The sequence below is a fragment of the Albimonas marina genome (genome assembly GCF_029223255.1).
Classification (GTDB): Bacteria; Pseudomonadota; Alphaproteobacteria; order Rhodobacterales; family Rhodobacteraceae; genus Albimonas.
Map to the genome: position 1 here is coordinate 250,675 of NZ_JARHUC010000004.1, position 20,618 is coordinate 271,292.

18 protein-coding genes and 1 tRNA gene are annotated in these 20,618 nt (G+C 73.5%); 11 read left to right on the forward strand and 8 right to left on the reverse strand.

What is annotated here, in order from left to right; genetic code table 11:
- Positions 1 to 474 precede the first annotated feature (474 nt).
- Together P2H44_RS12695 and P2H44_RS12700 are read right to left on the reverse strand one after the other, a co-directional pair.
- Positions 475 to 1,176 (reverse strand): hypothetical protein, encoded by a 702-nt coding sequence (locus tag P2H44_RS12695; protein ID WP_275763930.1) that lies wholly within the window; start codon positions 1,174 to 1,176, stop codon positions 475 to 477.
- Positions 1,177 to 1,341: 165 nt separating this feature from the next.
- Positions 1,342 to 2,661, reverse strand: coding sequence for an ATPase (locus tag P2H44_RS12700; protein ID WP_275763931.1), 1,320 nt, complete (start codon positions 2,659 to 2,661; stop codon positions 1,342 to 1,344).
- Positions 2,662 to 2,854: 193 nt separating this feature from the next.
- On the opposite strand from P2H44_RS12700, the gene P2H44_RS12705 reads away from it, so the two are divergent.
- A complete protein-coding gene (locus P2H44_RS12705; RefSeq protein WP_275763933.1) occupies positions 2,855 to 4,456 on the forward strand; it encodes a hypothetical protein in 1,602 nt (533 codons plus the stop codon).
- Between the two features lie 104 nt (positions 4,457 to 4,560).
- On the opposite strand, the gene P2H44_RS12710 is transcribed toward P2H44_RS12705, so the two are convergent.
- Positions 4,561 to 4,636 (reverse strand) — tRNA-Val (locus tag P2H44_RS12710).
- 105 nt (positions 4,637 to 4,741) lie between these two features.
- Positions 4,742 to 5,422 (reverse strand): HAD-IA family hydrolase, encoded by a 681-nt coding sequence (locus P2H44_RS12715; RefSeq protein ID WP_275763935.1) that lies wholly within the window; start codon positions 5,420 to 5,422, stop codon positions 4,742 to 4,744.
- 105 nt (positions 5,423 to 5,527) lie between these two features.
- On the opposite strand from P2H44_RS12715, the gene glmU reads away from it, so the two are divergent.
- The 5 genes from glmU to P2H44_RS12740 all read left to right on the forward strand — a co-directional run bounded on the left by glmU (position 5,528) and on the right by P2H44_RS12740 (position 10,998).
- Positions 5,528 to 6,919 (forward strand): bifunctional UDP-N-acetylglucosamine diphosphorylase/glucosamine-1-phosphate N-acetyltransferase GlmU, encoded by a 1,392-nt coding sequence (glmU, locus tag P2H44_RS12720; RefSeq protein WP_275763937.1) that lies wholly within the window; start codon positions 5,528 to 5,530, stop codon positions 6,917 to 6,919.
- A 51-nt stretch (positions 6,920 to 6,970) separates the two neighbouring features.
- Entirely contained in the window at positions 6,971 to 8,797 is a 1,827-nt protein-coding gene (gene glmS, locus P2H44_RS12725) for a glutamine--fructose-6-phosphate transaminase (isomerizing) (protein ID WP_275763938.1), read from the forward strand.
- Between the two features lie 118 nt (positions 8,798 to 8,915).
- The gene (locus tag P2H44_RS12730; protein WP_275763939.1) at positions 8,916 to 9,395 is read left to right on the forward strand and encodes a hypothetical protein; all 480 of its coding nucleotides are present in this window, start codon (positions 8,916 to 8,918) and stop codon (positions 9,393 to 9,395) included.
- A gap of 26 nt (positions 9,396 to 9,421) precedes the next feature.
- Entirely contained in the window at positions 9,422 to 10,159 is a 738-nt protein-coding gene (locus P2H44_RS12735; RefSeq protein ID WP_275763940.1) for a DNA alkylation repair protein, read from the forward strand.
- Positions 10,160 to 10,320: 161 nt separating this feature from the next.
- Positions 10,321 to 10,998, forward strand: coding sequence for a hypothetical protein (locus P2H44_RS12740; protein ID WP_275763942.1), 678 nt, complete (start codon positions 10,321 to 10,323; stop codon positions 10,996 to 10,998).
- A 74-nt stretch (positions 10,999 to 11,072) separates the two neighbouring features.
- Here the strand turns inward: P2H44_RS12740 and fmt are convergent, their stop codons facing one another.
- Together fmt and def are read right to left on the reverse strand one after the other, a co-directional pair.
- A complete protein-coding gene (gene fmt / locus P2H44_RS12745) occupies positions 11,073 to 11,990 on the reverse strand; it encodes a methionyl-tRNA formyltransferase (RefSeq protein WP_275763944.1) in 918 nt (305 codons plus the stop codon).
- A 601-nt stretch (positions 11,991 to 12,591) separates the two neighbouring features.
- A complete protein-coding gene (def, locus tag P2H44_RS12750) occupies positions 12,592 to 13,116 on the reverse strand; it encodes a peptide deformylase (protein ID WP_275763945.1) in 525 nt (174 codons plus the stop codon).
- A gap of 98 nt (positions 13,117 to 13,214) precedes the next feature.
- Between def and P2H44_RS12755 the strand changes: the two genes are divergently transcribed.
- Entirely contained in the window at positions 13,215 to 14,411 is a 1,197-nt protein-coding gene (locus P2H44_RS12755) for a MalY/PatB family protein (RefSeq protein WP_275763947.1), read from the forward strand.
- 179 nt (positions 14,412 to 14,590) lie between these two features.
- Here the strand turns inward: P2H44_RS12755 and P2H44_RS12760 are convergent, their stop codons facing one another.
- A complete protein-coding gene (locus P2H44_RS12760) occupies positions 14,591 to 16,414 on the reverse strand; it encodes an SLC13 family permease (protein WP_275763949.1) in 1,824 nt (607 codons plus the stop codon).
- A gap of 269 nt (positions 16,415 to 16,683) precedes the next feature.
- Positions 16,684 to 17,661: a DUF808 domain-containing protein gene (locus tag P2H44_RS12765; RefSeq protein WP_275763950.1), complete on the reverse strand. Its 978-nt coding sequence runs from the start codon at positions 17,659 to 17,661 to the stop codon at positions 16,684 to 16,686.
- 232 nt (positions 17,662 to 17,893) lie between these two features.
- On the opposite strand from P2H44_RS12765, the gene P2H44_RS12770 reads away from it, so the two are divergent.
- The 4 genes from P2H44_RS12770 (at position 17,894) to P2H44_RS12785 (ending at position 20,579) form a co-directional block, all read left to right on the forward strand.
- Positions 17,894 to 18,406 carry a hypothetical protein gene (locus P2H44_RS12770; RefSeq protein ID WP_275763951.1) on the forward strand — a complete coding sequence of 171 codons (513 nt, stop codon included), beginning with the start codon at positions 17,894 to 17,896 and terminating at the stop codon, positions 18,404 to 18,406.
- Between the two features lie 151 nt (positions 18,407 to 18,557).
- Positions 18,558 to 18,971: an Hsp20 family protein gene (locus P2H44_RS12775; RefSeq protein ID WP_275763952.1), complete on the forward strand. Its 414-nt coding sequence runs from the start codon at positions 18,558 to 18,560 to the stop codon at positions 18,969 to 18,971.
- A gap of 44 nt (positions 18,972 to 19,015) precedes the next feature.
- Positions 19,016 to 19,255 (forward strand): DUF1150 family protein, encoded by a 240-nt coding sequence (locus P2H44_RS12780; protein ID WP_275763953.1) that lies wholly within the window; start codon positions 19,016 to 19,018, stop codon positions 19,253 to 19,255.
- Positions 19,256 to 19,505: 250 nt separating this feature from the next.
- Positions 19,506 to 20,579 carry a serine hydrolase domain-containing protein gene (locus P2H44_RS12785; RefSeq protein WP_275763954.1) on the forward strand — a complete coding sequence of 358 codons (1,074 nt, stop codon included), beginning with the start codon at positions 19,506 to 19,508 and terminating at the stop codon, positions 20,577 to 20,579.
- Positions 20,580 to 20,618: the final 39 nt, after the last annotated feature.

Genomic DNA, 20,618 nt, shown 5'->3' on the forward strand with positions numbered 1-20,618 from the left:
GGGCGTCGGGCTCGCAGGCGCCCTGCGGGCGGGCTTGGCTGGGACGCGCGTGTGCGCAGGGGCGCGAAGGATCGGGGAGGGCGGGAGCCTCCGGCGGGCTCCTGACTCACCCAAGAACAGGGGCCGCGCCTGTCCTCCGGATCCGCCTCTCGCTGAAGATGCCTGAGCGACTCGTCCGACAGGGTCAAGGACAAGCCCCGCCCAAGGGCGGGGTCGCTGCGCGATCCTGGACCCTGTCGGCCGAGTCGCTCTTTGCGGCATCAGCGAGAGACGGCTCCGGAGAACAGGCGCTCGGCGAGGGCCGGCGGGCGTCGCGCCGAGGGCGCCTGGGGGGGCGTTGGGAGAACGCTGGGGGAGGGGGAGGGCGGAAGCCCTTGCCTGATCGTCGCTGCGCGAACCAAGAAAGGGCCCCGGCGACGGGGCCCTTTTCGTGACGGTGCGGGCGTCCCGCTTGGGGCTGGGGCGCGGGGCGCGTCAGGCTGCGCGAGGCCGGCGGGCGGCGGCGCCGAGCATGCCGAGGCCGCCCAGCAGCAGCAGGCCCGCGGCGGGAACCGGAACCTGGGCGCCGGAGTCCATCGCGTCGCCCAGGCGCAGGGCGTTGACCATGGCGAAGCTGCCGAGGGAGGTCAGCGTCAGGGTCAGCGTTCCGTCCGTCGGGGTCAGCGACGACCAGACCAGCCAGTCCAGCGGCGCCGTTCCATCCGTCTTCGCGCCCCAGGTCGCGCCGACCGTCGCCCCGCGGTAGGTGGCGTCGGCCGCGACGCCGTTGATGGAGAAGCTCTGCTCGTACTCGCAGCAGTCGCGGGAGGAGACGAGCTGCACCGACAGGGGCGCATTCTCGAGGCCGGAGACCACCAGCGTCATCGTCGCCTCCTGGCCGACGGACATGTCCAGCGCGATGTCGCTGACCCAGTCTTCGCCGGCGCTGGTCTCATCGGCGAAGAGGTTGCGCCAGTCCTGCCCCGTGCCGTCGAGCGTCAGCCCCGAGGCCGTTCCCGTGGTGTCGGTCAGGGCGATCGCGCCGGCTTCGAGCTGCGTGTCGACGATGTTGTTCCAGGCGCCGCCGGCGTCACCGCCGCCGAAGTTGATCTGCACGCTGAGGGCGGCGGCCGGGCCTGCGAGGCCGACGAGCACCGCCAATGCGGCGGCGAAGCGCAGGAGGGGGGGACGCGACATGACGGGCTCCGAGAGAGACGCTGAGAAGATTAACCCTTCATTAATTATCGCTCGAAAATGAACAAGCTGAATCTTGCGCCTCGGCGTCGATCGTCGGGACGCTGCGTCCGCCGGGCGACGTCGGGGCGCGGCCCGCGCCCGTCGGCCGCGCCCGGCGACGTGTCCTCAGGCGTCCTCGATCACCGAGAGGTTGGACCAGGCGTCGGACATGAAGTCGGGACGCAGGACGCGCGGGACGCCGTGGAAGTCGCAGGAGGCGATGGATTGATCGACCACGTAGACCGCGTGGTAGGCGGCGAAGTCGAGGCCGCTCTGGGGGTAGAGCACGTCGGTGATGTAGCGCTCGGCCTCGGGGGAGGTCTCGACCTTGCGGGCCTTGCAGACGCGGCGGAAGATCTCGATGAAATCCGACTGGCTGGGGCGCTCGATCATGATCTTGTAGTAGATCCGGCGCAGGCCGGCGGCGTCCATCAGCTCGGCCGGGGGGATGTTGGTCGAGAAGATCATCAGCGTGTCGAAGGGGATCTGGAAGCTCATCCCCGACTGCAGGGAGAGGTAGTCGACCCCCTCCTCCATCGGCACGATCAGGCGGTTGATCAGCGCCTGCGGCGTCTGCCGCTGGCGGCCGAGGTCGTCCACGATCAGCACCCCGTTCACCGCCTTCATGTGCACCGGCGCCTGGTAGGTGCGCGAGGTCGGGTTGAAGCGCAGGTCGAGCATGTCGGTGGTCAGCTCGGCGCCCGTCACCACCGCGGGGCGCACGCAGTGGGCGTAGCGCAGGTCCGGCGCGCCCTGTTCCAGCAGGTCCTTCGGCGTCCAGGGATCGTCCTCGGGGATCATCCGGTGCAGGGCGGGGTCGAAGACCGAGATCAGCTCCCCATCCACCAGGATCGCGTAGGGGACGTTGATCCCCCCCTCCATCGCCACCGAGAGCGCATGGGCGTAGGAGCTCTTGCCGTTGCCCGGGGGCCCGTAGAGCAGGATCGAGCGGCCGGAGTTCACCGCCGGGCCGAGGCGGTCCAGCACCCCCTCGGGCGTCACCAGCTTGGCGAAGGCGGCCTCCAGCTTGTCGCGGCCGATGCGGTGGTCCTTCACCGACTGGGCGGCGACCACGCGGCGGAACTGCTCGAGCGTCACGGGGCAGGGGCCGGCGTAGTCCATGCGCCCCGCCGCCTCCATCGCGCGCAGGCGGCCCATCTCGGTCAGCTCGTAGCGCATCTCGGCGCGCACGTCGGCGCGCAGGCTGCCCAGGGTCTGGATCAGCCGCTCCTCGCGCAGCATCTCGAACAGGTCCGAGACGATGCCGGGCGAGATGCGGATGATCCCGCAGGTCGCCGAGACCGTCTCGGCCCCGCGCCGGTACATCACCTTCAGGATCAGCTCGAGCAGGAACTCCCGGCTGACGCCCGTCTCCTCCACCGACTGGGGGGCGGGGGGGGCGCTGTCGGGGCCGTCCTCGGCGAGGCCTGCGGCGGGATGGGACATGACGGGTCCTCCAGGCCCGCGGAACGGAACGCGAGGAAGGGGTCGCGGGCGCGGGGCGAGTGAACGGAACTTCAGACTTTCGCGCAAGGGCGAGGTCATGCCAAATGTCCGCGCCGTCGGGCGCCGGCCCGCCCGGACGGCGCGCAGGCGGCGTTCGCGTGCCGGGCCGGAGACGTCGGGGGCCCCGCCGCGCATGACCCAGACCGCCGGCCGTCCGCTGTGGACGGCGCTGATCCTCCTCGCCCTCGCCGCGCTGGAATTCGCCCTGTCGGCGGGGCCCGGCCGGATCCTGGTCACGGCCTACGAGGTCGACACGCTGCATTACCTCGACGGAATCGAGCGGGTGCGCCGGGGCGAGATCCCGCATCTCGACTTCCGCACCCCGCTGGGCGCGCTGACCTTCGAGGCGATGGCGATCTGGAACGCCCCGCCGGCGCGGGCGATGGCGCTGGCGAACCTGGCGACGGCGGCGCTGTGCGCGCCGCTGGCCGCGTGGCTGGCGGCGACCCGGATGAGCTTCATCGCCGCGCTGGGGCTGGGCGCCTTCGCGATCCTGCTGGCGAGCTCGCTGATCGTGGACGCGACCGAGCTCGGCGCCTCGCTGGCGCTGGGCTACAACCGCTGGGGCTGGGCGGCGCTGGTGCTGGTCGCGCCGATCATGGTGCTGCCGCCGCGCCGGCCGGGGCCGGCGGCGGACTGGGGCGACGCGCTGGCGCTTGGGCTGGCCGGGGCGCTGATCGCCTTCCTCAAGATCAGCTTCGTCGCCGCGCTGGGGCCGCTATGGCTGGGCTGGCTGCTGCTGGGCGGGCGGCCGCGGGCGGCGCTCGCCTCGCTGGCGGTGGCGCTGGTCGCCTCGGCGGCGCTGGCGGCGGCGCTGGGCGGGGTCGAGGCGACGCGCGCCTACGGGGCCGACCTGTGGGACGTGGCGACCTCCGACAGCCGCGCTCAGCCGGGCGCTTCGATCGGGGGGGTGGTGTCCTCGCCCGACGCGGCGCCGCTGATGCTGTGCGCGCTGGTGGCGGTGCTGGCGCTCCTGCGCGCGGGCCTGCGGCGGGAGGCGGCGGCGACGGCGCTGTTCGTGCTGGGGGTGGCGCTGGCGGCCTGGCAGAACTGGGGGAACGAGCTGATCGGCCTGCTGTGCCTGCCGTTCCTGCTGCTGGCGCTGGCGCCCCGGATCGGGGCGGAGGCGAAGGTGCTGGGTCGTTCGGGCCGCCGGACGGTGGAGACGATCGCGGTGGTGCTGCTGGTCTGGGCCGCGCCGATCGCGGTGAACGCCCAGCGCAGCCTGGCGCTGGCCTGGGTGGACCAGGAGGACATGGCCGCCCTGACCCCCGAGGTCGCCCCCGACCTTCTGTGGCGCGCGCCCGAGACCGGCCCCACCGTGGTCTCCCCCCTCTACCCCGAGCGCCAGGACGACCCCGCGACCATTGCGGGAGAGAGCCTGCCCGCCTGCGGCGCCAGCCGTCACTACGTGATGATGCTGACCGAGGCGGTGGAGGCGGTGCGCGCCGCGCCCGCCCTGCAGGGCCGGCGGATGATGGTGCTGGACCTGACCAACGCGCTGTGGATGCTGGCCGGCGGCGCGCCGCTGAAGGGGGTCTACATCTGGGTCTACGGCGACAGCGGCGCGGCGCTGCGCCAGGCCGAGGTGCTGGCGGTGCCGCTGTGTCCCTCGACCCGCAAGGTGCGCAACCTGATGATCGACGAGGCGAAGGCCCTGGGCCTCGACCTGCGCGTCATCGAGCGCACCCACTCCTGGCTGTTTCTCGAGAACCTGTCCGCCGCCGGAGGCTGACGCCCCCGGCCCGCGCCGTGCGCGGCCGGCCGCAGCGCGGCCGCCCGCGCACGGCGCTCTCGCGCCGCGGCGGTCGGTCAGGTCCGGAACTTCTGGGTGGGAAGTGGTGGGCGGTACTGGGCTCGAACCAGTGACCCCAGCGATGTGAACACTGTGCTCTACCAACTGAGCTAACCGCCCGGACCGGCGCTGCTGATAAAGGGGTCTCGGGGGCGGGTCAAGAGGGGTTGCGACGGGAATCTCGGGTGGCCTTGCGGAAGGGCGCGCCGGAGCCCGGGCGAAACCTCACGACGGGGGGCGCAGGCGTTCGAGGACGGAGGGGAGGTCGGCGTAGCGGGAGAGGACGGCCTCGGCGTCCAGCTCAGCGACCACGTCGGCCGAGACGCCCATGTCCATCAGCACGCAGGGCAGGCCGGCGGCGCGGGCGGCCTCGCGGTCGGTGACCGTGTCGCCCACCATCACCGAGCGGTCGCGCGCGGCGCCCGCGCGCTCGGCCGCGGCCCAGACGGGGCGGGGGTCGGGCTTGCGCACGGGGAGCGTGTCGGCGCCGACCAGGGCGGCGAAGCGGTCGAGCACGCCCAGCTCGGCCAGCAGGATGCGGGCCAGGCCCTCGGGCTTGTTGGTGCAGACGGCGAGGCGCCAGCCGGAGGCGGAGAGGACCTCCAGCGCCGCCTCCACCCCCTCGAACAGGCGGGAGTGGACGGCGATGGCGGCCTCGTATTCCGCGAGGAAGCCGGGGAAGGCGGCCTCGACCCAGGGCTCGACCTCCTGCGCAGCCACGCCCGAGCGGGCGAGGCCGAGGCGCAGCATCGCCCGCCCGCCCTTGCCCGAGGTGCCGGCGTCGGCCGTCGGGTCCAGCCGGCCGGGCAGGCCGCCGGCGGCGAGCGTGGCGTTGGCCGCGGCGATCAGGTCGCCCGAGGTGTCGGCGAGCGTGCCGTCGAGATCGAAGAGCGCTCCGCGCGTCATTCGCCCACCTTCCGCCCCATGGGCGCCGCATCCGAAATGCACTGCAACAAGATATGACCCCGCTCGCCGTTCCTCAGCCCCTTCGCGGGTGGTAAATGCTGCGCCATGACCCGTCCAGACGCCTCTCGAGACCTGACCTCTTCCGACCGCCCCGTGGCCGTCGTCGTCCTCGCCGCCGGACAGGGGACGCGGATGCGCTCGGCCCTGCCCAAGGTGCTGCACAAGGTCGGCGGCGCGCCGATGCTCGCGCATGTGCTGCGCACCGCGCAGGCGCTGGCGCCTGAGCGGGTGGTGGTGGTCACCTCTCCCGACGCGCCGGAGGTCGGCGCGGCCGCCCGCGCGCTGCGCCCCGACGCGGTGGACGTGCCCCAGCGCGACCGGCTGGGCACCGCCCACGCCGCCCTGCAGGCGCGCGAGGCGCTGGCGGGGTTCGAGGGGGACGTGCTGGTCCTTTACGGTGACACCCCGCTGGTGCGGCCCGAGAGCCTGGCGGCGATGTCCGAGGCGCGGGCGCAGGGCGCCGCGGTGGTGGTGCTGGGCTTCCACGCCGCCGACCCCGCCCCCTACGGCCGCCTGATCGTCGAGAACGGCGAGCTGACCGCCATCGTCGAGGCGAAGGAGGCGACGCCGGAGCAGCTGGAGATCGCCTTCTCCAACTCCGGCGTCATGTGCATCGACGGCGCGCGGATGTGGGACTGGCTGGACCGGGTGTCGAACGACAACGCCAAGGGCGAATACTACCTCACCGACCTCGTCGCCATCGCGCGGGCCGACGGCGCGCAGGCGGCGGCGGTGGAATGCCCCGAGGCGGAGACTCTGGGCGTGAACTCCCGCGTCGACCTCGCCGCCGCGGAGGCCGCCTTCCAGGCCCGCCGCCGGCTGGAGGCGATGGAGGCCGGCGTCACCCTGACCGCGCCCGAGACGGTGTTCTTCGCGCTCGACACCGAGATCGCGCCCGACGTCGAGATCGGCCCCAACGTGGTCTTCGGCCCCGGCGTGCGGATCGAGACGGGGGTGGAGATCCGGGCTTTCTGCCATCTCGAGGGCTGCACGGTCGCGACCGGCGCGATCCTGGGGCCCTATGCGCGGCTGCGGCCGGGGGCGGAGATCGGGCCCGACGCCCACGTGGGCAACTTCGTCGAGGTGAAGAATTCGATCCTCGGCGCGGGGGCCAAGGCCAACCACCTGACCTATATCGGCGATGCGGATGTAGGCGCGCGCACCAACGTCGGCGCGGGGACCATCACCTGCAACTACGACGGGTTCCTCAAGCATCGCACCGTGATCGGGGCGGACGCCTTCATCGGCTCGAACACCGCGCTGGTGGCGCCGGTCGAGGTCGGCGAGGGCGCGAGCGTCGGCGCGGGCTCGGTGGTGGTCGAGGACGTGCCGGCCCACGCGCTGGCGGTCGCCCGCGGAGCGCAGGAGGTGCGCCCCGGCGCGGCGAAGCGCCTGCGCGAGCGGCTGGCCGCCGAGAAGGCCGCCCGCAAGGGCTGAACGCAGAACAGGACGCGCCCCGGAGCGCCGGACAAGGAAAGGAGCCCGCGCATGTGCGGCATCGTCGGAATCCTGGGGCAGGGGCGCGAGGCGGCCCCCATCCTGCTCGACGCGCTGAAGCGCCTGGAATACCGCGGCTACGACAGCGCGGGCATCGCCACCGTCGACCACGGCCGGCTGGACCGCCGCCGGGCGACCGGCAAGCTCTCGGAGCTCGCCAAGGTGCTGGAGAGCGCGCCCATCGCGGGCTCGGTCGGGATCGGGCACACCCGCTGGGCCACCCACGGCGCCGCGACCACCGAGAACGCCCATCCCCACGCCTCCGCCCGCGTGGCGGTGGTGCACAACGGGATCATCGAGAACTTCCGCGAGCTGCGCGAGGCGCTGAAGGCCGAGGGCCACGCCTTCGTCACCCAGACCGACACCGAGACCATCGTCCACCTGTGCCAGTCGCTGCTCGACCGCGGCCTCGCCCCCGCCGACGCCGCCGCGGCGACGCTCGCGAAGTTGGAGGGGGCCTTCGCGCTCGCCTTCCTGTTCGAGGGCGAGGAGGACCTGATCGTCGCCGCCCGCCGGGGCAGCCCGCTGGCCATCGGCTACGGCGAGGGGGAGATGTTCGTGGGTTCGGACGCGCTGGCGCTGGCCCCGCTGACCAACCGGATCGCGTACCTGGAGGAGGGCGACCTCGCCATCGTCACCCGCGAGGGCGCGCAGGTCCATGACGCCTCGGGCGCGCCGGTGACGCGGCCGGTGCAGATCATCGAGGTGTCGTCGGTCGTCGTCGACAAGGCCGGCTACAAGCACTTCATGCTCAAGGAAGTGAACGAGCAGCCCACCGTCTCGGCCTATGCGCTGGCGCATTACGTGGACAACGAGACGGGGCTGATCCGCTCGGAGGCGGAGGCGGTGGACTTCGCGCAGGCCGACCGCATCGTGCTGGTGGCCTGCGGCACCGCGCATTACGCCTGCCATATCGCCAAGTACTGGTTCGAGAAGCTGGCCCGCCTGCCGGTCGAGATCGACGTGGCGTCCGAGTTCCGCTACCGCGAGCCGCCGCTGTCGAAGCGCGACGTGGCGGTCTTCGTCTCCCAGTCCGGGGAGACGGCGGACACGCTGGCGGCCCTGCGCCATGCCGCGCCGCAGGTGGGGCACGTGGTGTCGGTGGTGAACGTCACCACCTCGACCATCGCGCGCGAATCCGAGGTGGTGCTGCCGATCCTGGCGGGGCCGGAGATCGGGGTCGCCTCGACCAAGGCCTTCACCTCGCAGCTCGTCACGCTGGCCACGCTCGCGATCCTCGCCGCCCGCCAGCGCGGGCATCTGGACGAGGAGGAGGAGCGGCGGATCGTGCGGATCCTCTCCGAGACCCCGCGCCACCTGGCCGAGGCGATCGCGGCCGCCCCCGAGATCGAGGCCGCCGCCCGCCAGATGGCCGAGGCGCGCGACGTGCTCTACCTGGGGCGCGGGCCGTTCTATCCGCTGGCGCTGGAGGGGGCGCTGAAGCTCAAGGAGATCAGCTACATCCACGCCGAGGGCTACGCCTCGGGCGAGCTGAAGCACGGGCCCATCGCGCTGGTCGATTCGACCGTGCCGGTGGTGGTGCTGGCGCCGCGGGACCAGCTGTTCGACAAGACCGTGTCGAACATGCAGGAGGTGATGGCCCGCGGCGGCCGGGTGATCCTGTTCACCGACGCCGTGGGGGCCGAGACCGCGGCCGAGGGCGCGGCGCGCGTGGTGGTGATGCCCGCCTGCGACCCGTTCATCGCCCCCATCGTCTACGCCGTTCCCGCCCAGCTGCTGGCCTATTACGCGGCCGCTTTCCTCGGAAAGGACGTGGATCAGCCTCGGAACTTGGCTAAGTCGGTCACCGTGGAGTAGATTGCCGCCAACGGGCGTAGACCCGAGCCGCCGGTCTTCTGGCGGGCGGCGCGATGAACGAGCGGAACACGCGCGCAGGCGGTCGGGGCCGCGACGCGCGCGGATCAGGAGCGATCGGATGAAATCGTCACGTGCGCGGCTGACCCTCGTCGGCGCGATGGCCCTGGGCCTCGCCGCCTGCGGGGGGGACAAGCCTGCCCCCAAACCCGCGGTCAATCTCTACCAGGCCGACTGCTACACCGTGGATCCCTACCAGCCGATCCGCATCGACAAGCCCGCCGCCGGGGTGCCCGAGAACATGACGGCGTTCCTCGGCGCCTGGGGCGGCGGCGCCTGGGACGGCTCGGTCTGCCACGACCTGTGGGTGATGAACGTCGATCCCGCGGGCAACGTGCTGATGTTCGACGCCCACGGGCCGGGCTTCTTCCCCGACGCCACCGCCTTCACCCGCAAGGGCAAGATCACGCCCGAGGGCCGCATGCGCGTGCGCAAGGGCCCGGCGACGGTGGAATACTGGATCGGCGACGACGGGCGGCTCTACGGCTCGCGCACCATCGGCAAGAAGACCCAGCACGTCATCATGAGCCGCCGCTCCTGAGCCGGAGCGCCGGCGGGGACCCGCCCATGACCGAGACCGGATCCCCCGATCCCGCCGCCCCCGCTCCCGTGTCGCCGGAGCGGGCGATGGCGGAGCTGCGCGCCCTCGCCGACCCCGAGCGGGCGGCGAAGATGGCCGCCTACCACAAGACCGAGCGGGAGGTTCTGGGCCTCGCCGTGCCGCAGGCGACCGAGCTCGCCGACGCCTGGCGGGCCGAGGACCCGACCGTCGCCGGCCGCGTGGCGCTGGCCGGCGCCCTGTGGGACACGGGCGTGTTCGAGGCCCGGATCGCCGCCGCCAAGCTCCTGACCCAGGCCCGCATCCGCGGCGAGGGGCCCGAGGGCGACCGCCCGGTGTGGGAGCTGATCGCAAGCTGGGTTCCCCAGTTCGACGGCTGGGCGCTGGCCGACCACGCCGCCGACGCCGGCGCGCGGCGCCTCGCGGCCGATCCCTCGCGCCTCGACGAGGTGGAGCCCTGGACCCGGTCGGAGCACCTGTGGACCCGGCGCGCGGCGATGGTCTTCACCCTGCCCTGGGCGAAGATGCGCCACCCCTCGCCCGAGGACCTCGCGCGGCGGGAGCGGATCCTGGGCTGGGCCGCGGACTATGCCGCGGACCGCGACTGGTTCATCCAGAAGTCCGTCTCCTGGTGGCTGCGCACCCTCTCGACCCGCGATCCCGCGCGGGTCCAGGCCTTCCTCGACGCCCATGGCGCGGCGATGAAGCCCTTCGCCCGCCGCGACGCCCTGCGCCGGATGGGCTGAGCGGGGGCGGCGCCCCTCCGCCGCGTCCGGCCCGGGCGTCGGCCGCTGGAGGGAAACGGTTTGTTCATGCTGGTTCATCGGTCTGTCGATGGAATCCGCTTGCGTGCAAACGAAACTCTCCTATTTACCTGCACGTCAATCAGGCTGCTGGGGAGCTTGCCATGTACGCCGCGTCGCATCGCGCCGCGGGCTGGGGTCGTGCGTTCGTCGTCGCGCCGGCTCTGGCCCTTCTGTTTTCCGCCTCCGGGGCGCTCGCGCTGACCGTGACCGAGTCCGAGAGCGGGGAGTTCTCGTCCGACTGGGCCGCGCCGACCGAGATCGGCGCCGGGGTGGACCGGATCGAGGGGATCGGATCCGGGAACGCCTACGACATCTTCCACTTCACCGGCCTCTCCGCCGGCGCGCAGGAGCTGACCTTCAGCTTCGTCGCGCCCGAGGAGATCGACGAATCCTACTCCGCCGGCGGCGAGATCCGCTGGAGCGAGGAGGCCTTCCGCTGGGGCTGGGACGGCGCGGCGACGACCCCCGCGATCCAGGTCGACTACTACACCGGCCCGCAGACGCTGACCCTGAGCCTGGCGGACGACTTCGCGGGCGAGCTGTGGCTGGGCCTCTACTTCACCCATGGCGCGAGCCTCGCCTACACGATCCTGGCGGACGTGACCGGGGTGGGCGAGGGCGATTTGGGCGCGGGCGGGCCGGGCGCGCAGCCGGACGTGGGCGCGCCCTCGGACGGAGACTCGGCCTCCGCCGTGCCCCTGCCGCCGGCGCTGGCGATGCTGGGCGCGGGCCTCGCGGCGCTGGGCGTCGCCGCCCGCCGCCGCCGCGCGACGGCCTGAGCGGGCCGCGGGGCCGCCCCTGACCGCCCGAGACGACGCGGCGCCCCGGACCCGGTCCGGGGCGCCGCGTCGCGTCAGCCGAGCCGCGCGCCCTTCGGCACGGCGAAGCCGCGCAGCAGCTCCTGCGCCTCCATCGGGCCGCGGCCCGGGCGCTGCAGGCGCAGGAGCCGCAGCGCGCCCGCGCCGCAGGCGATCAGCAGCCCGTCGTCCAGCGCCTCGCCCGGCTCCGCCTGGTCGGAGCCGGCTTCGGGACGCGAGAGCAGGATCTTCACCCGCTCCCCCTCGATCTCGCACCAGGCGCCGGGGAAGGGCGAGAGGCCGCGCACCAGCCGGTCCAGCTCGTCGGCCGGGCGGGTCCAATCGATCCGCGCCTCGGCCTTGTCGATCTTGGCGGCGTAGACCACCCCGTCCTCGGGCTGGGGCGTGGGCGCCTCGCCCGCGGCGATGCGGGGCAGGGTCTCGACGATCAGCCCGGCGGCGAGGGCCGACAGGCGGTCGTGCAGGGTCTGGGCGGTGTCCTGCGCCCCGATGGCCGTGCGCGCTTCGGCCAGCACCGGGCCGGTGTCGAGCCCGGGCTCCATGCGCATCACCCCCACCCCGGTCTCGGCGTCGCCCGCCATGATCGCGCGTTGGATCGGCGCCGCCCCCCGCCAGCGCGGCAGCAGCGAGGCGTGCAGGTTCCAGCAGCCCAGCCGCGGCGCGTCGAGCACCGCCCGCGGCAGGATCAGCCCGTAGGCCACCACCACCGCCGCCTCGGCCCCCAGCGCGGCGAAGGCCGCCTGCGCCTCGGGGTCCTTCAGCGAGACGGGCGTCCGCACCTCGATCCCCAGCGCCTCGGCTGCGGCCTGCACGGGCGAGGGGCGGGGCTTCTTGCCCCGGCCCGCGGGCCGGGGCGGCTGGGAATAGACGGCGGCGATCTCGTGCCCCGCGGCGTGCAGCGCGCGCAGGATCGGGACCGAGAAGTCGGGCGTGCCCATGAAGACGAGGCGCATCGGGGCGGGCTCCTGTTCGCTGGCGGGCCGGGGCGGCGGACCCGGGGTCGGCATGGGCCACGAGGGGAGGGGGCGGGTCAAGATCTCGGGGGTGCGAGAGGGGCGGTCTACGGGCGCCCTGCGGGCGGGCTTGGGCTTCCTGCGGGGGGCGCGCCTGGATCGGGACTGGGGGGAGCCTCCGGCGGGCTCCTGACTCACCCAAGAACAAGACGCCCGCGCCTGTTCTCCGGATCCGTCTCTCGCGGAGGATGCCTGAGCGAGTCGCCGGACGGGGTCAAGGACAAGCCCCGCGCAAGCGCGGGGTCGCTTCGCGATCCCTGACCCCGTCCGGCGACTCGCTCTTTACGGCATCCGCGAGAGACGGCTCCGGAGAACAGGCGCTACCGGGGGCGCTCGGGGTGCAGGGCGCGGGGGGCGGGCGTCGGGGATCGGGCGCGGGCGGGCGCCTGCGGGAGACGGGGCCCGCGGGCGGCGACGCCGGGATGCGCCGCGGGCGGGCGGGCGGCCGCGGGCGCGACGGGGGACGCGGCGCCTGCGTGGGGGCGGGCGACTTGGCGGGAGACTTGGGGGAAGCTTGGGGAGCGGCGTGGAGCGGAGAGGGTTATTCGCCGGTCTTGGCGCGCTCGCGCTTGAGCTTCTTCATCTTCTGCGTGATCAGGCCGCGCTTCACCGCGCCGAGGTAGTCGATGAACAGCTTGCCGTCGAGGTGGTCGATCTCGTGCTGGGCGCAGGTCGCGGCCAGGCCCTCGAACTCGGCCTCGCGCTCGGCCCCCTCCGGGTCGGTCCAGCGCACCGCCACGCGGGCGGGGCGGGTGACCTCCTCGTAGATGTCGGGGATCGAGAGGCAGCCCTCCTCGTAGGTCGAGGTCTCGTCCGAGCGCCACAGGATCTCGGGGTTGAGGAAGGCCATCGGCTCGGGCGGATCCTCCTTGCCCGAGACGTCCATCACGAACACCCGCTTCATCACCCCGATCTGCGGCCCGGCGAGGCCGACGCCGGGGGCGTCGTACATCGTCTCGAGCATGTCCTCGACCAGCTTGCGCACGGCGTCGTCGGGCTCGGAAACGGCCTCGGCGGCCTTCTTCAGGCGCGGGTCGGGATGGATCAGGATCGGGCGCAGCGTCATTCCGCCGGACCTATGCGAGCGGCGGGAAACGGTCAAGCGGTTGCCGAACCCGTCCGGCCGCCTTAATTTTCGCCCGAGTCAAATGCGGAGCCCCCCGAATGTCCGACGCCCAGCAGGCCGACCCCTTCGGCTTCGGCACCCCTGTGAATCGCCGCGGAACCCATTGCGCCAAGTGGGACAAGATGGAGACGCTCTACGGCGTCTCCCCCGACGACGGCATCCCGATGTGGGTCGCCGACATGGACTTCCGCACCGCCCCCGCGGTGATCGAGGATCTGCAGGCCCGCGTCGCCCACGGGATCTTCGGCTACTTCGGCGACAACTCCGACTATCTCGCCGCCATCCAGGGCTGGATGAGCCGCCGCCACGGCTGGCAGGTCGATCCCGACTGGGTGCTGACCGTGCACGGGCTGGTGGCGGGCGTCAGCCACTGCATCCGCGCGGTGTCCGAGCCGGGCGAGGGCATCATCCTGTTCACCCCGGTCTACCACGCCTTCCACAAGATTGTGGCCGCCAACGGCCGGCGCATCCACCAGTCGCCGATGAAGCTGGTGGACGGGCGCTACGAGCTGGACCTGGAGGGGCTGGCCGCCTCGCTGACCGGCGACGAGCGGATGGTGATCTTCTGCTCGCCCCACAACCCCGGCGGCATGGTCTGGTCGCCCGAGGACCTGAAGGCGGTGGCGGATTTCTGCGCCGAGCACGACCTGATCTTCCTGTGCGACGAGGTCCACCACGACCTGGTGCTGCCCGGCGCGAAGCACACGGTCGCCCTGCTGGCCGCGCCCGAGCATGCCGACCGCACGATCATCGCCGCCGCCGCCTCGAAGACCTTCAACCTCGCGGGCGGGATGACCGGGGCGCTGTTCATCCCCAACCCGGAGCTGCGCGCGAAGGTCTCGGCCAAGCACGCGACCGCGGGCGCCTCGCCGAACTCCTTCGGGCCGGAGATGACCACCGCCGCCTACACCCATGGCGACGCCTGGCTGGACGCGCTGCTGGCCTATCTCGACGGCAACCGGCGGGTGTTCCACGAGGGCGTGAACGCGATCCCCGGCCTGCGCTCGATCTGGCCGGAGGGGACCTACATGAGCTGGGTCGACTTTTCCGGGACCGGGATGGAGATCGAGGAGTTCACCGGCCGCGTCCAGACGGGCGCGCGGATCGCGGCGAACCACGGGCCGGCCTTCGGGATCGGCGGCGAGACCTTCCTGCGCTTCAACTTCGCCTGCCCGCGCGCGCGGGTGGAGCTGGCGGTGGAGCGGCTGGCGGAGGCGTTCTCCGACCTTCAGTGAGGCGAGGGGCGCCCGAGGGAGACTTCCGGGCGCCTCGCGAGGGGTGCGGGCGTCGGGCGAGGCCCCGAATCAAGTCCGGGGCGCCTCCCTCGCGCCGCGCCGAGGACCTCCGACCGTGAGCCAAGCGCGGTCGTTGTAGGGCGCATTTCAATGCGCCGCGCCCTCGCCGCGCCCCCTCGTCAGAACGGCAGCAGGACCGGAATCAGCCCCACCGACACCGCCAGCACCGCCGCCGAGAACGGCGCGCCGATGCGCATGAAGTCGAGGAACCGGTAGCCCCCCGGCGCCGTGACCAGCAGGTTCACCGGCGAGCTGACCGGCGTCATGAAGGCGGTCGAGGCGCCCAGCGCGGTGATCATCGCGAAGGGCAGGGGGGAGGCGCCCAGCCGCTCGGCCAGCTCCACCGCCACCGGCGCCATCAGCACCGCGGTTGCGGTGTTGGAGATGAACATCGACATCCCCGCCGCCGCCAGGAACAGCAGCGCGAGCCCCCCTCGCGGCCCCAGGTCGGAGGCGACGGCGGCCAGCCCCTCCGCCGCCAGCGTCACGCCCCCGGTGCGCTCCAGCGCCAGCGCGAAGGGCAGCATCCCCACGATCAGCATCAGCGTGCGCCAGGAGACGGAGCGATAGGCCGCGTCCATGGTGATCGCGCCCGAGACGCCCATGGCGAGGCAGGCGAGGAAGGCCGCCTGCAGGTTCGTGGTCAAGCCCGTCACCATCAGCAGGATCATCCCCGCCAGCGCCGCCACCGCGAAGGGCGCGCGGTCGGCGGCGGGGGCGACGTCGTCGAACTCCGCCGGCAGGGTCAGCGCGATCAGGTCGCCGCCGGGGCGCGCCAGCTCCCCGATCCGTTTCCAGGGGCCGGAGAGCAGCAGCACGTCGCCGGGGCGCAGCGGCTCGGTCGAGGCGGGGCCGGGCGCGATCTCCCGCCGGCGCTTCACCCCGATGACCGAGAGGCCGTGGCGCGTGCGGAACCCCGCCTCGATGGGCGAGCGGCCGATCAGGTCGGCGCCCGGCGCCACCAGCGCCTCGACCAGCCCCATCTCGGGGCCCAGCGCCTCCCGCCAGGAGGGGGGCGGGCCCAGCAGCTCCAGCCCGTCGGCCCGGGCCAGCGCCTCGATGGGGAAGCCGGGGGCGGCGACGTCGAGGTTCAGGACGTCGCCCGCGGCCAGCAGCGTCTCGGCGCGGGGCATGACGACCTGGCGGAACAGGCGGGCCTGCCGCTCGATCGAGAGGATCGTCAGCCCCTCGCGCGCGTGGAACCCCATCTCCGACAGGGGGCGGCCGATGGCGGGGGAGCCGGCGGGCACGCGCAGGCGCCGGGCGCGGGCGGTCAGCCCGTATTCCGCCGCCCAGCCGTCGAGGCTGGCGCGCGCCGCCTCCTGCGGGGCGCCGTTGCGGGCCAGCGTGCCGCGCATCAGCCACATCCAGCCGATGGCGAGCGCCAGCACCGGCAGGCCGATGGGGGTGAAGGAGAAGAAGCCCAGCAGCTCATGCCCGCGGCGGGCGAGCTCGCCGTTGATGACGATGTTCGGCGGCGTGCCGATCAGGGTCATCATCCCCGAGATCAGCGCGCCCATGGAGAGCGGCATCATCAGCCCGCCCGGCGCCTGGCCGCGGATCCGGCACAGGCGCAGCACCACGGGGATCAGGATCGCGACGATGGCGGTGGAGCTCATCACCGCGCCCGCGAAGGCGCCCGCCATCATCACCAGCGCCAGCATCCGGAAGGGGGAGTTCCCGGCGCCGAGCGCCAGCAGGTCCCCCATCCGGGCCGCGACCCCGGTGCGCACCAGCCCCTCGCCCACCACGAAGAGGGCGGCGATCAGCAGCACGGTGGAGTCCGCGAAGCCCGCCACCGCCTCCTTGCCCGAGATCACGCCGGTGAAGGGCAGGGCGACGATCACCAGGAAGCCCACGATGTCCATCCGCGGCCGGTTCAGCGCGAACATCGCGGTGGCGGCGGCCAGGAGGGCGAGGACCAGGGCCAGGTCGAGGGACATCGGGGCGGCTCCGCTGCAGGTGCGACGCCCGCTCTAGCACGCGCGGCCGCGCCCTCGCCCGCGACGGGCCCGCGCAGCGGCGGGGAACCGCGCGGACGCGGCGGCGGAGGGAGAGGGACGGCGACGCCGCGCGGGGGCGGCGGCGAGCCTCGTCCGGCGGGCATGGGGCCGCCGCATCGGCGCCTCGCGCAGCCCGCGCCGCGCGGCGTGGAGCGGTCGCGAGGAGGCGGGGGCGGTCGCGAGGGGGGCTTCGCGCGGCGAGGCGGCGCTCAGCCCTCGTCCTTGCGCCGGCCGACGAGGCCGGCCAGCGCCTCGACCGCCGGGGTGATGACGCGGGTGACCACGGGGATCAGCATCAGGCCGAGGCCCAGGCCCAGCACCCCGTCGAGCGCGGCGGTGACGATCCAGGCCACCGCGCCCTCGGCCGTGGCGACGGCGTGGGCGACGGCCTCGGCGACCACGTGGATCGCCTCGTAGGGCCAGTGCCAGCCCAGGTCGTGCAGGCCGTGGGTGATGATGTTGCCGCCGACCCACAGCATCGCCGCGGTGCCGACCGTGGCGATCACCTTCATCACCGTGGGCATCGCCCGCACCAGCCAGCGCCCGAAGTTGCGGGTGGCCGAGAGCCGCCCGTCCTGCGCCAGCTTCAGGCCCAGGTCGTCGGCCTTCACCAGCGCCGCCACCGCGCCGTAGACCAGCACGGTGATGCCCACCGCCACCGCCGCCAGCGCCACCGCCTCGATCCAGAAGCTGGAGCTTTCGATCGCCGACAGCGAGATGGTCATGATCTCGGCCGAGAGGATGAAGTCGGTCTTGATCGCCCCCGCGACGCGCTGCTTCTCGAGATGCGCGGCGTCGAGCGTCGTGGCCTCCTGCGCATGCGACTCCGGGTGCGGATGCAGGGCGTGCCAGATCTTCTCGCCGCCCTCGAAGCACAGGTAGCAGCCGCCCAGCATCAGCAGCGGCGTCAGCAGGCCGGGCAGGAACGCCTCCAGCAGCAGCGCCGCGGGCAGCAGGATCACCAGCTTGTTGAACAGCGAGCCGCGTGCGATCTGCAGGACGATCGGCAGCTCCCGCGCGGCGGGGATGCCGTGGACGTACTTGGGCGTCACCGCGGCGTCGTCGATCACCACGCCCACGGCCTTGGAGCCCGCCTTGGCGGTCTGGCCCACGATGTCGTCGATCTGGGTGGAGGCGAGCTTGGCGATCGCCGCCACGTCGTCCAGAAGGGCCAGAAGTCCGCTCATTCCCGCTCCCGTCGGCTGCCTGTCCGGCCGGCGGGGCCGGCGTCCCCTTCAGGTAGCGCCCCGAGCGCCCCCGATCCAGTGCCGCGGCCGCGGGACGCGCCGGGAGAGGGCCGAGGGGCGCCCGCCAGGCGGCCCCAAGCCTCACGCATCCGTGCGTCGCCGCCCGCTTGCCGGCCGGGGGCGCGGGGCGCATGCTCGCGCCCGTTCCCCTGCGTATTCCCGAGGTCCTCCCATGTCGTCCCGCCGCATCGCGCCGCTCGCCGCCGCCCTTCTCCTCGCCGGATGCGCGGGCGCGGGGACGGTCAGCCAGGTGGACCGCTCGCCGGGCTCGGCGGGGCAGATCCGGGTGTTCCTCGCCACCCAGCCCGTGGCGCAGGTGGTGGGCACGCCCCCCGACGGCGCCACGGCCGAGGCGGTGACGGCGGCGCTGCGCGCGCCCGCCTCCCAGGGCGGCAAGGGCTTCGGGCCGGCGGGGCCGGGCACGGACCCGCGGCTGGTGATCTCCTTCGCCGGCGGCTCTCCCGACGCGCTCTGCGCGGGGTCGACGCCGGGAGGCGGCGCCGCGGCCGACGGACGGCTCGAGGCGCTGATCGTCTACTGCGCGGGCGGCGCGTCGCGCGGCAGCGCGCGGGTCGCCTCGGGCGCGGTGGCGGGGCCGTCCTCGCCGGGCTTCTCCGACCTCTTCGCGACCGCCTTCGGCCAGATGGCCCGGCAGCGCCAGTCGGGCGGCGACGGGCGGGGCTGAGGCCCCTGCGCCCCGGGCCGGGCGGCGCGCGTCCCCCTCCGCGGACTTGAGTCGGGCGCGATTGATTTTTCCGCCGCCCTCTCCCATATCGATGGATGACGGGTCGCCTGATCGGGGCCCGTTCGTCACGTCGCTTGCGAGAGGACTGGCAATGTCGCGAATGACCTTCGCTTCGCATCCCTTCCTGCTGGGATTCGAGCAGCTCGATCGGCTCGTCGAACGCACCGCCAAGGCGTCCAACGACGGCTATCCGCCCTACAACATCGAGCAGCGGCGCGAGAACGCCTATCGCATCACCCTGGCCGTCGCCGGTTTTCGGGAGGAGGACCTCCAGATCACCGTCGAGGACGCCCAGCTGGTGATCCGGGGCAAGCAGACCGAGGACATCTCGGAGCGCGTCTTCCTCCACCGCGGCATCGCCGCCCGCCAGTTCCAGAAAAGCTTCGTGCTGGCCGAGGGCGTCGAGGTCGAGGGCGCGAGCCTGGAGAACGGCCTGCTCCACGTCGACCTGGTGCGCTCCGAACCCCAGACGGTGGTGCGCACCATCGAGATCAGCCGCGGCTGATCGGCAGGCCCCGAAACGCAGGTCCTGAGCAGAAGGAGAATGCCATGAGCGACCAGACCCATCGCGCGCCCGGCCTCGAACTGCCGAGCGACATCGTCTACGTGCGCGAGCTGCGCCCCGAGGAGGCCGAGGCCCTGCCCGGCGGCGCCGAGGCCACGGCGGAGCATCGCAAGCTCTACGCCATCCACGACGCCGAAGGCGCGCGGCTGGCCCTGACCGACGACCGCGCGCTCGCCTTCGCGCTGGCCCGCCAGCACGACAAGCAGCCGGTCAGCGTCCACTGACCCCCGCGGGCGGCCCATTGGGCCGCCCGACGTCTTTTCGGGCCCCGCGATCGCGACCGGGCCCGCCCTCCCCCTTCCCCACCGCTCCGCCCCACGGCCGCGGGTCCGCCCCTGACGGGGGGAGCCTCGCCGAGGCGGGGCTCGTCTCGGGGGGCGCTGCGCGCGGCGCCCGGAGAGGCGGAGCGGGATTTCCCGATGGCTCCGCTGGAGGCCCCATGCGAGGCTGCGCGCGGGATTTCCGGAGCATTGCATGATCCGACGCATTCTGCGCGCCGCCGCCTGCGCGGCGCTGCTCGCCGCGCCCGCGGCCGCGGATCCGGGAGGCGCGCGCATGGAACAACGACTGGCCGAGGCCCACGCGGCGGGCGAGCTGGCGGGGCTGCACGCCGTGCTGGTCCTGAAGGACGGCGAGACCTTCGCCGAGGCCTATTTCCCCGGCCCCGACGAGGCCTGGGGCCAGGACCTGGGAATCGTCGCGCACGGGCCCGACACGCTGCACGACCTGCGCTCGGTGACCAAGAGCCTGGTGGGGCTGCTCTACGGCATCGCGCTGGAGGAGGGGCTCGTGCCCGCGCTCGACGCGCCGCTGGTGGAGGCGTTTCCGGACTATCCCGACCTCGCCGCCGATCCCGCGCGCCGGGCGATCCTGGTGCGCCATGCGCTGACCATGACCCTGGGGCTCGAATGGGACGAGAGCCTGCCCTTCTCGGACCCCCGCAACTCCGAGATCGCGATGGAGATGGCCGACGACCGGCTGCGCTTCGCCCTCGACCGGCCGGTGGTGGAGGCGCCGGGGGAGCGGTGGACCTACTCCGGCGGGGCGACGGCGCTGGTGGGGGCGCTGATCGCGCGGGGGACGGGGATGGAGCTCGACGCCTATGCCCGCGCGCGGCTGTTCGCGCCGCTGGGGATCGAGGACTGGAGCTGGACGCGGGGCTTCGACGGCACGCCCTCGGCCGCCTCGGGGCTGCGCATGACGCCCAGGGAGCTGGCGAAGCTCGCCGCGATGCTGCTGGCGGAGGGGCGGGCGCCGGACGGGCGGCATGTGGTCCCGGCCGAATGGATCGAGGAGAGCTTCCGGCCGCGGGCGCCCACCGGGCCCGCCGAGTTCGATCCCGGCTACGGCTGTTTCTGGTGGACGGCGCCGGGCGAGGCGCCGCCCTGGGCGGCGGGCTTCGGCAACGGCGGGCAGCGGCTGTCGATCAACCGGGGCCTGAACCTGGCGATGATCGTGCTGGCCGGGAACTGCAACCGCCCCGACGCCTGGGAGCTGCCCGTCGCGATCAGCCGCGACTTCCTGGGCCCGGCGCTGGAGGGGCGCTGACGGCCCGGCCGACCGGGGGCGGACACGAAAAGGGGCGCC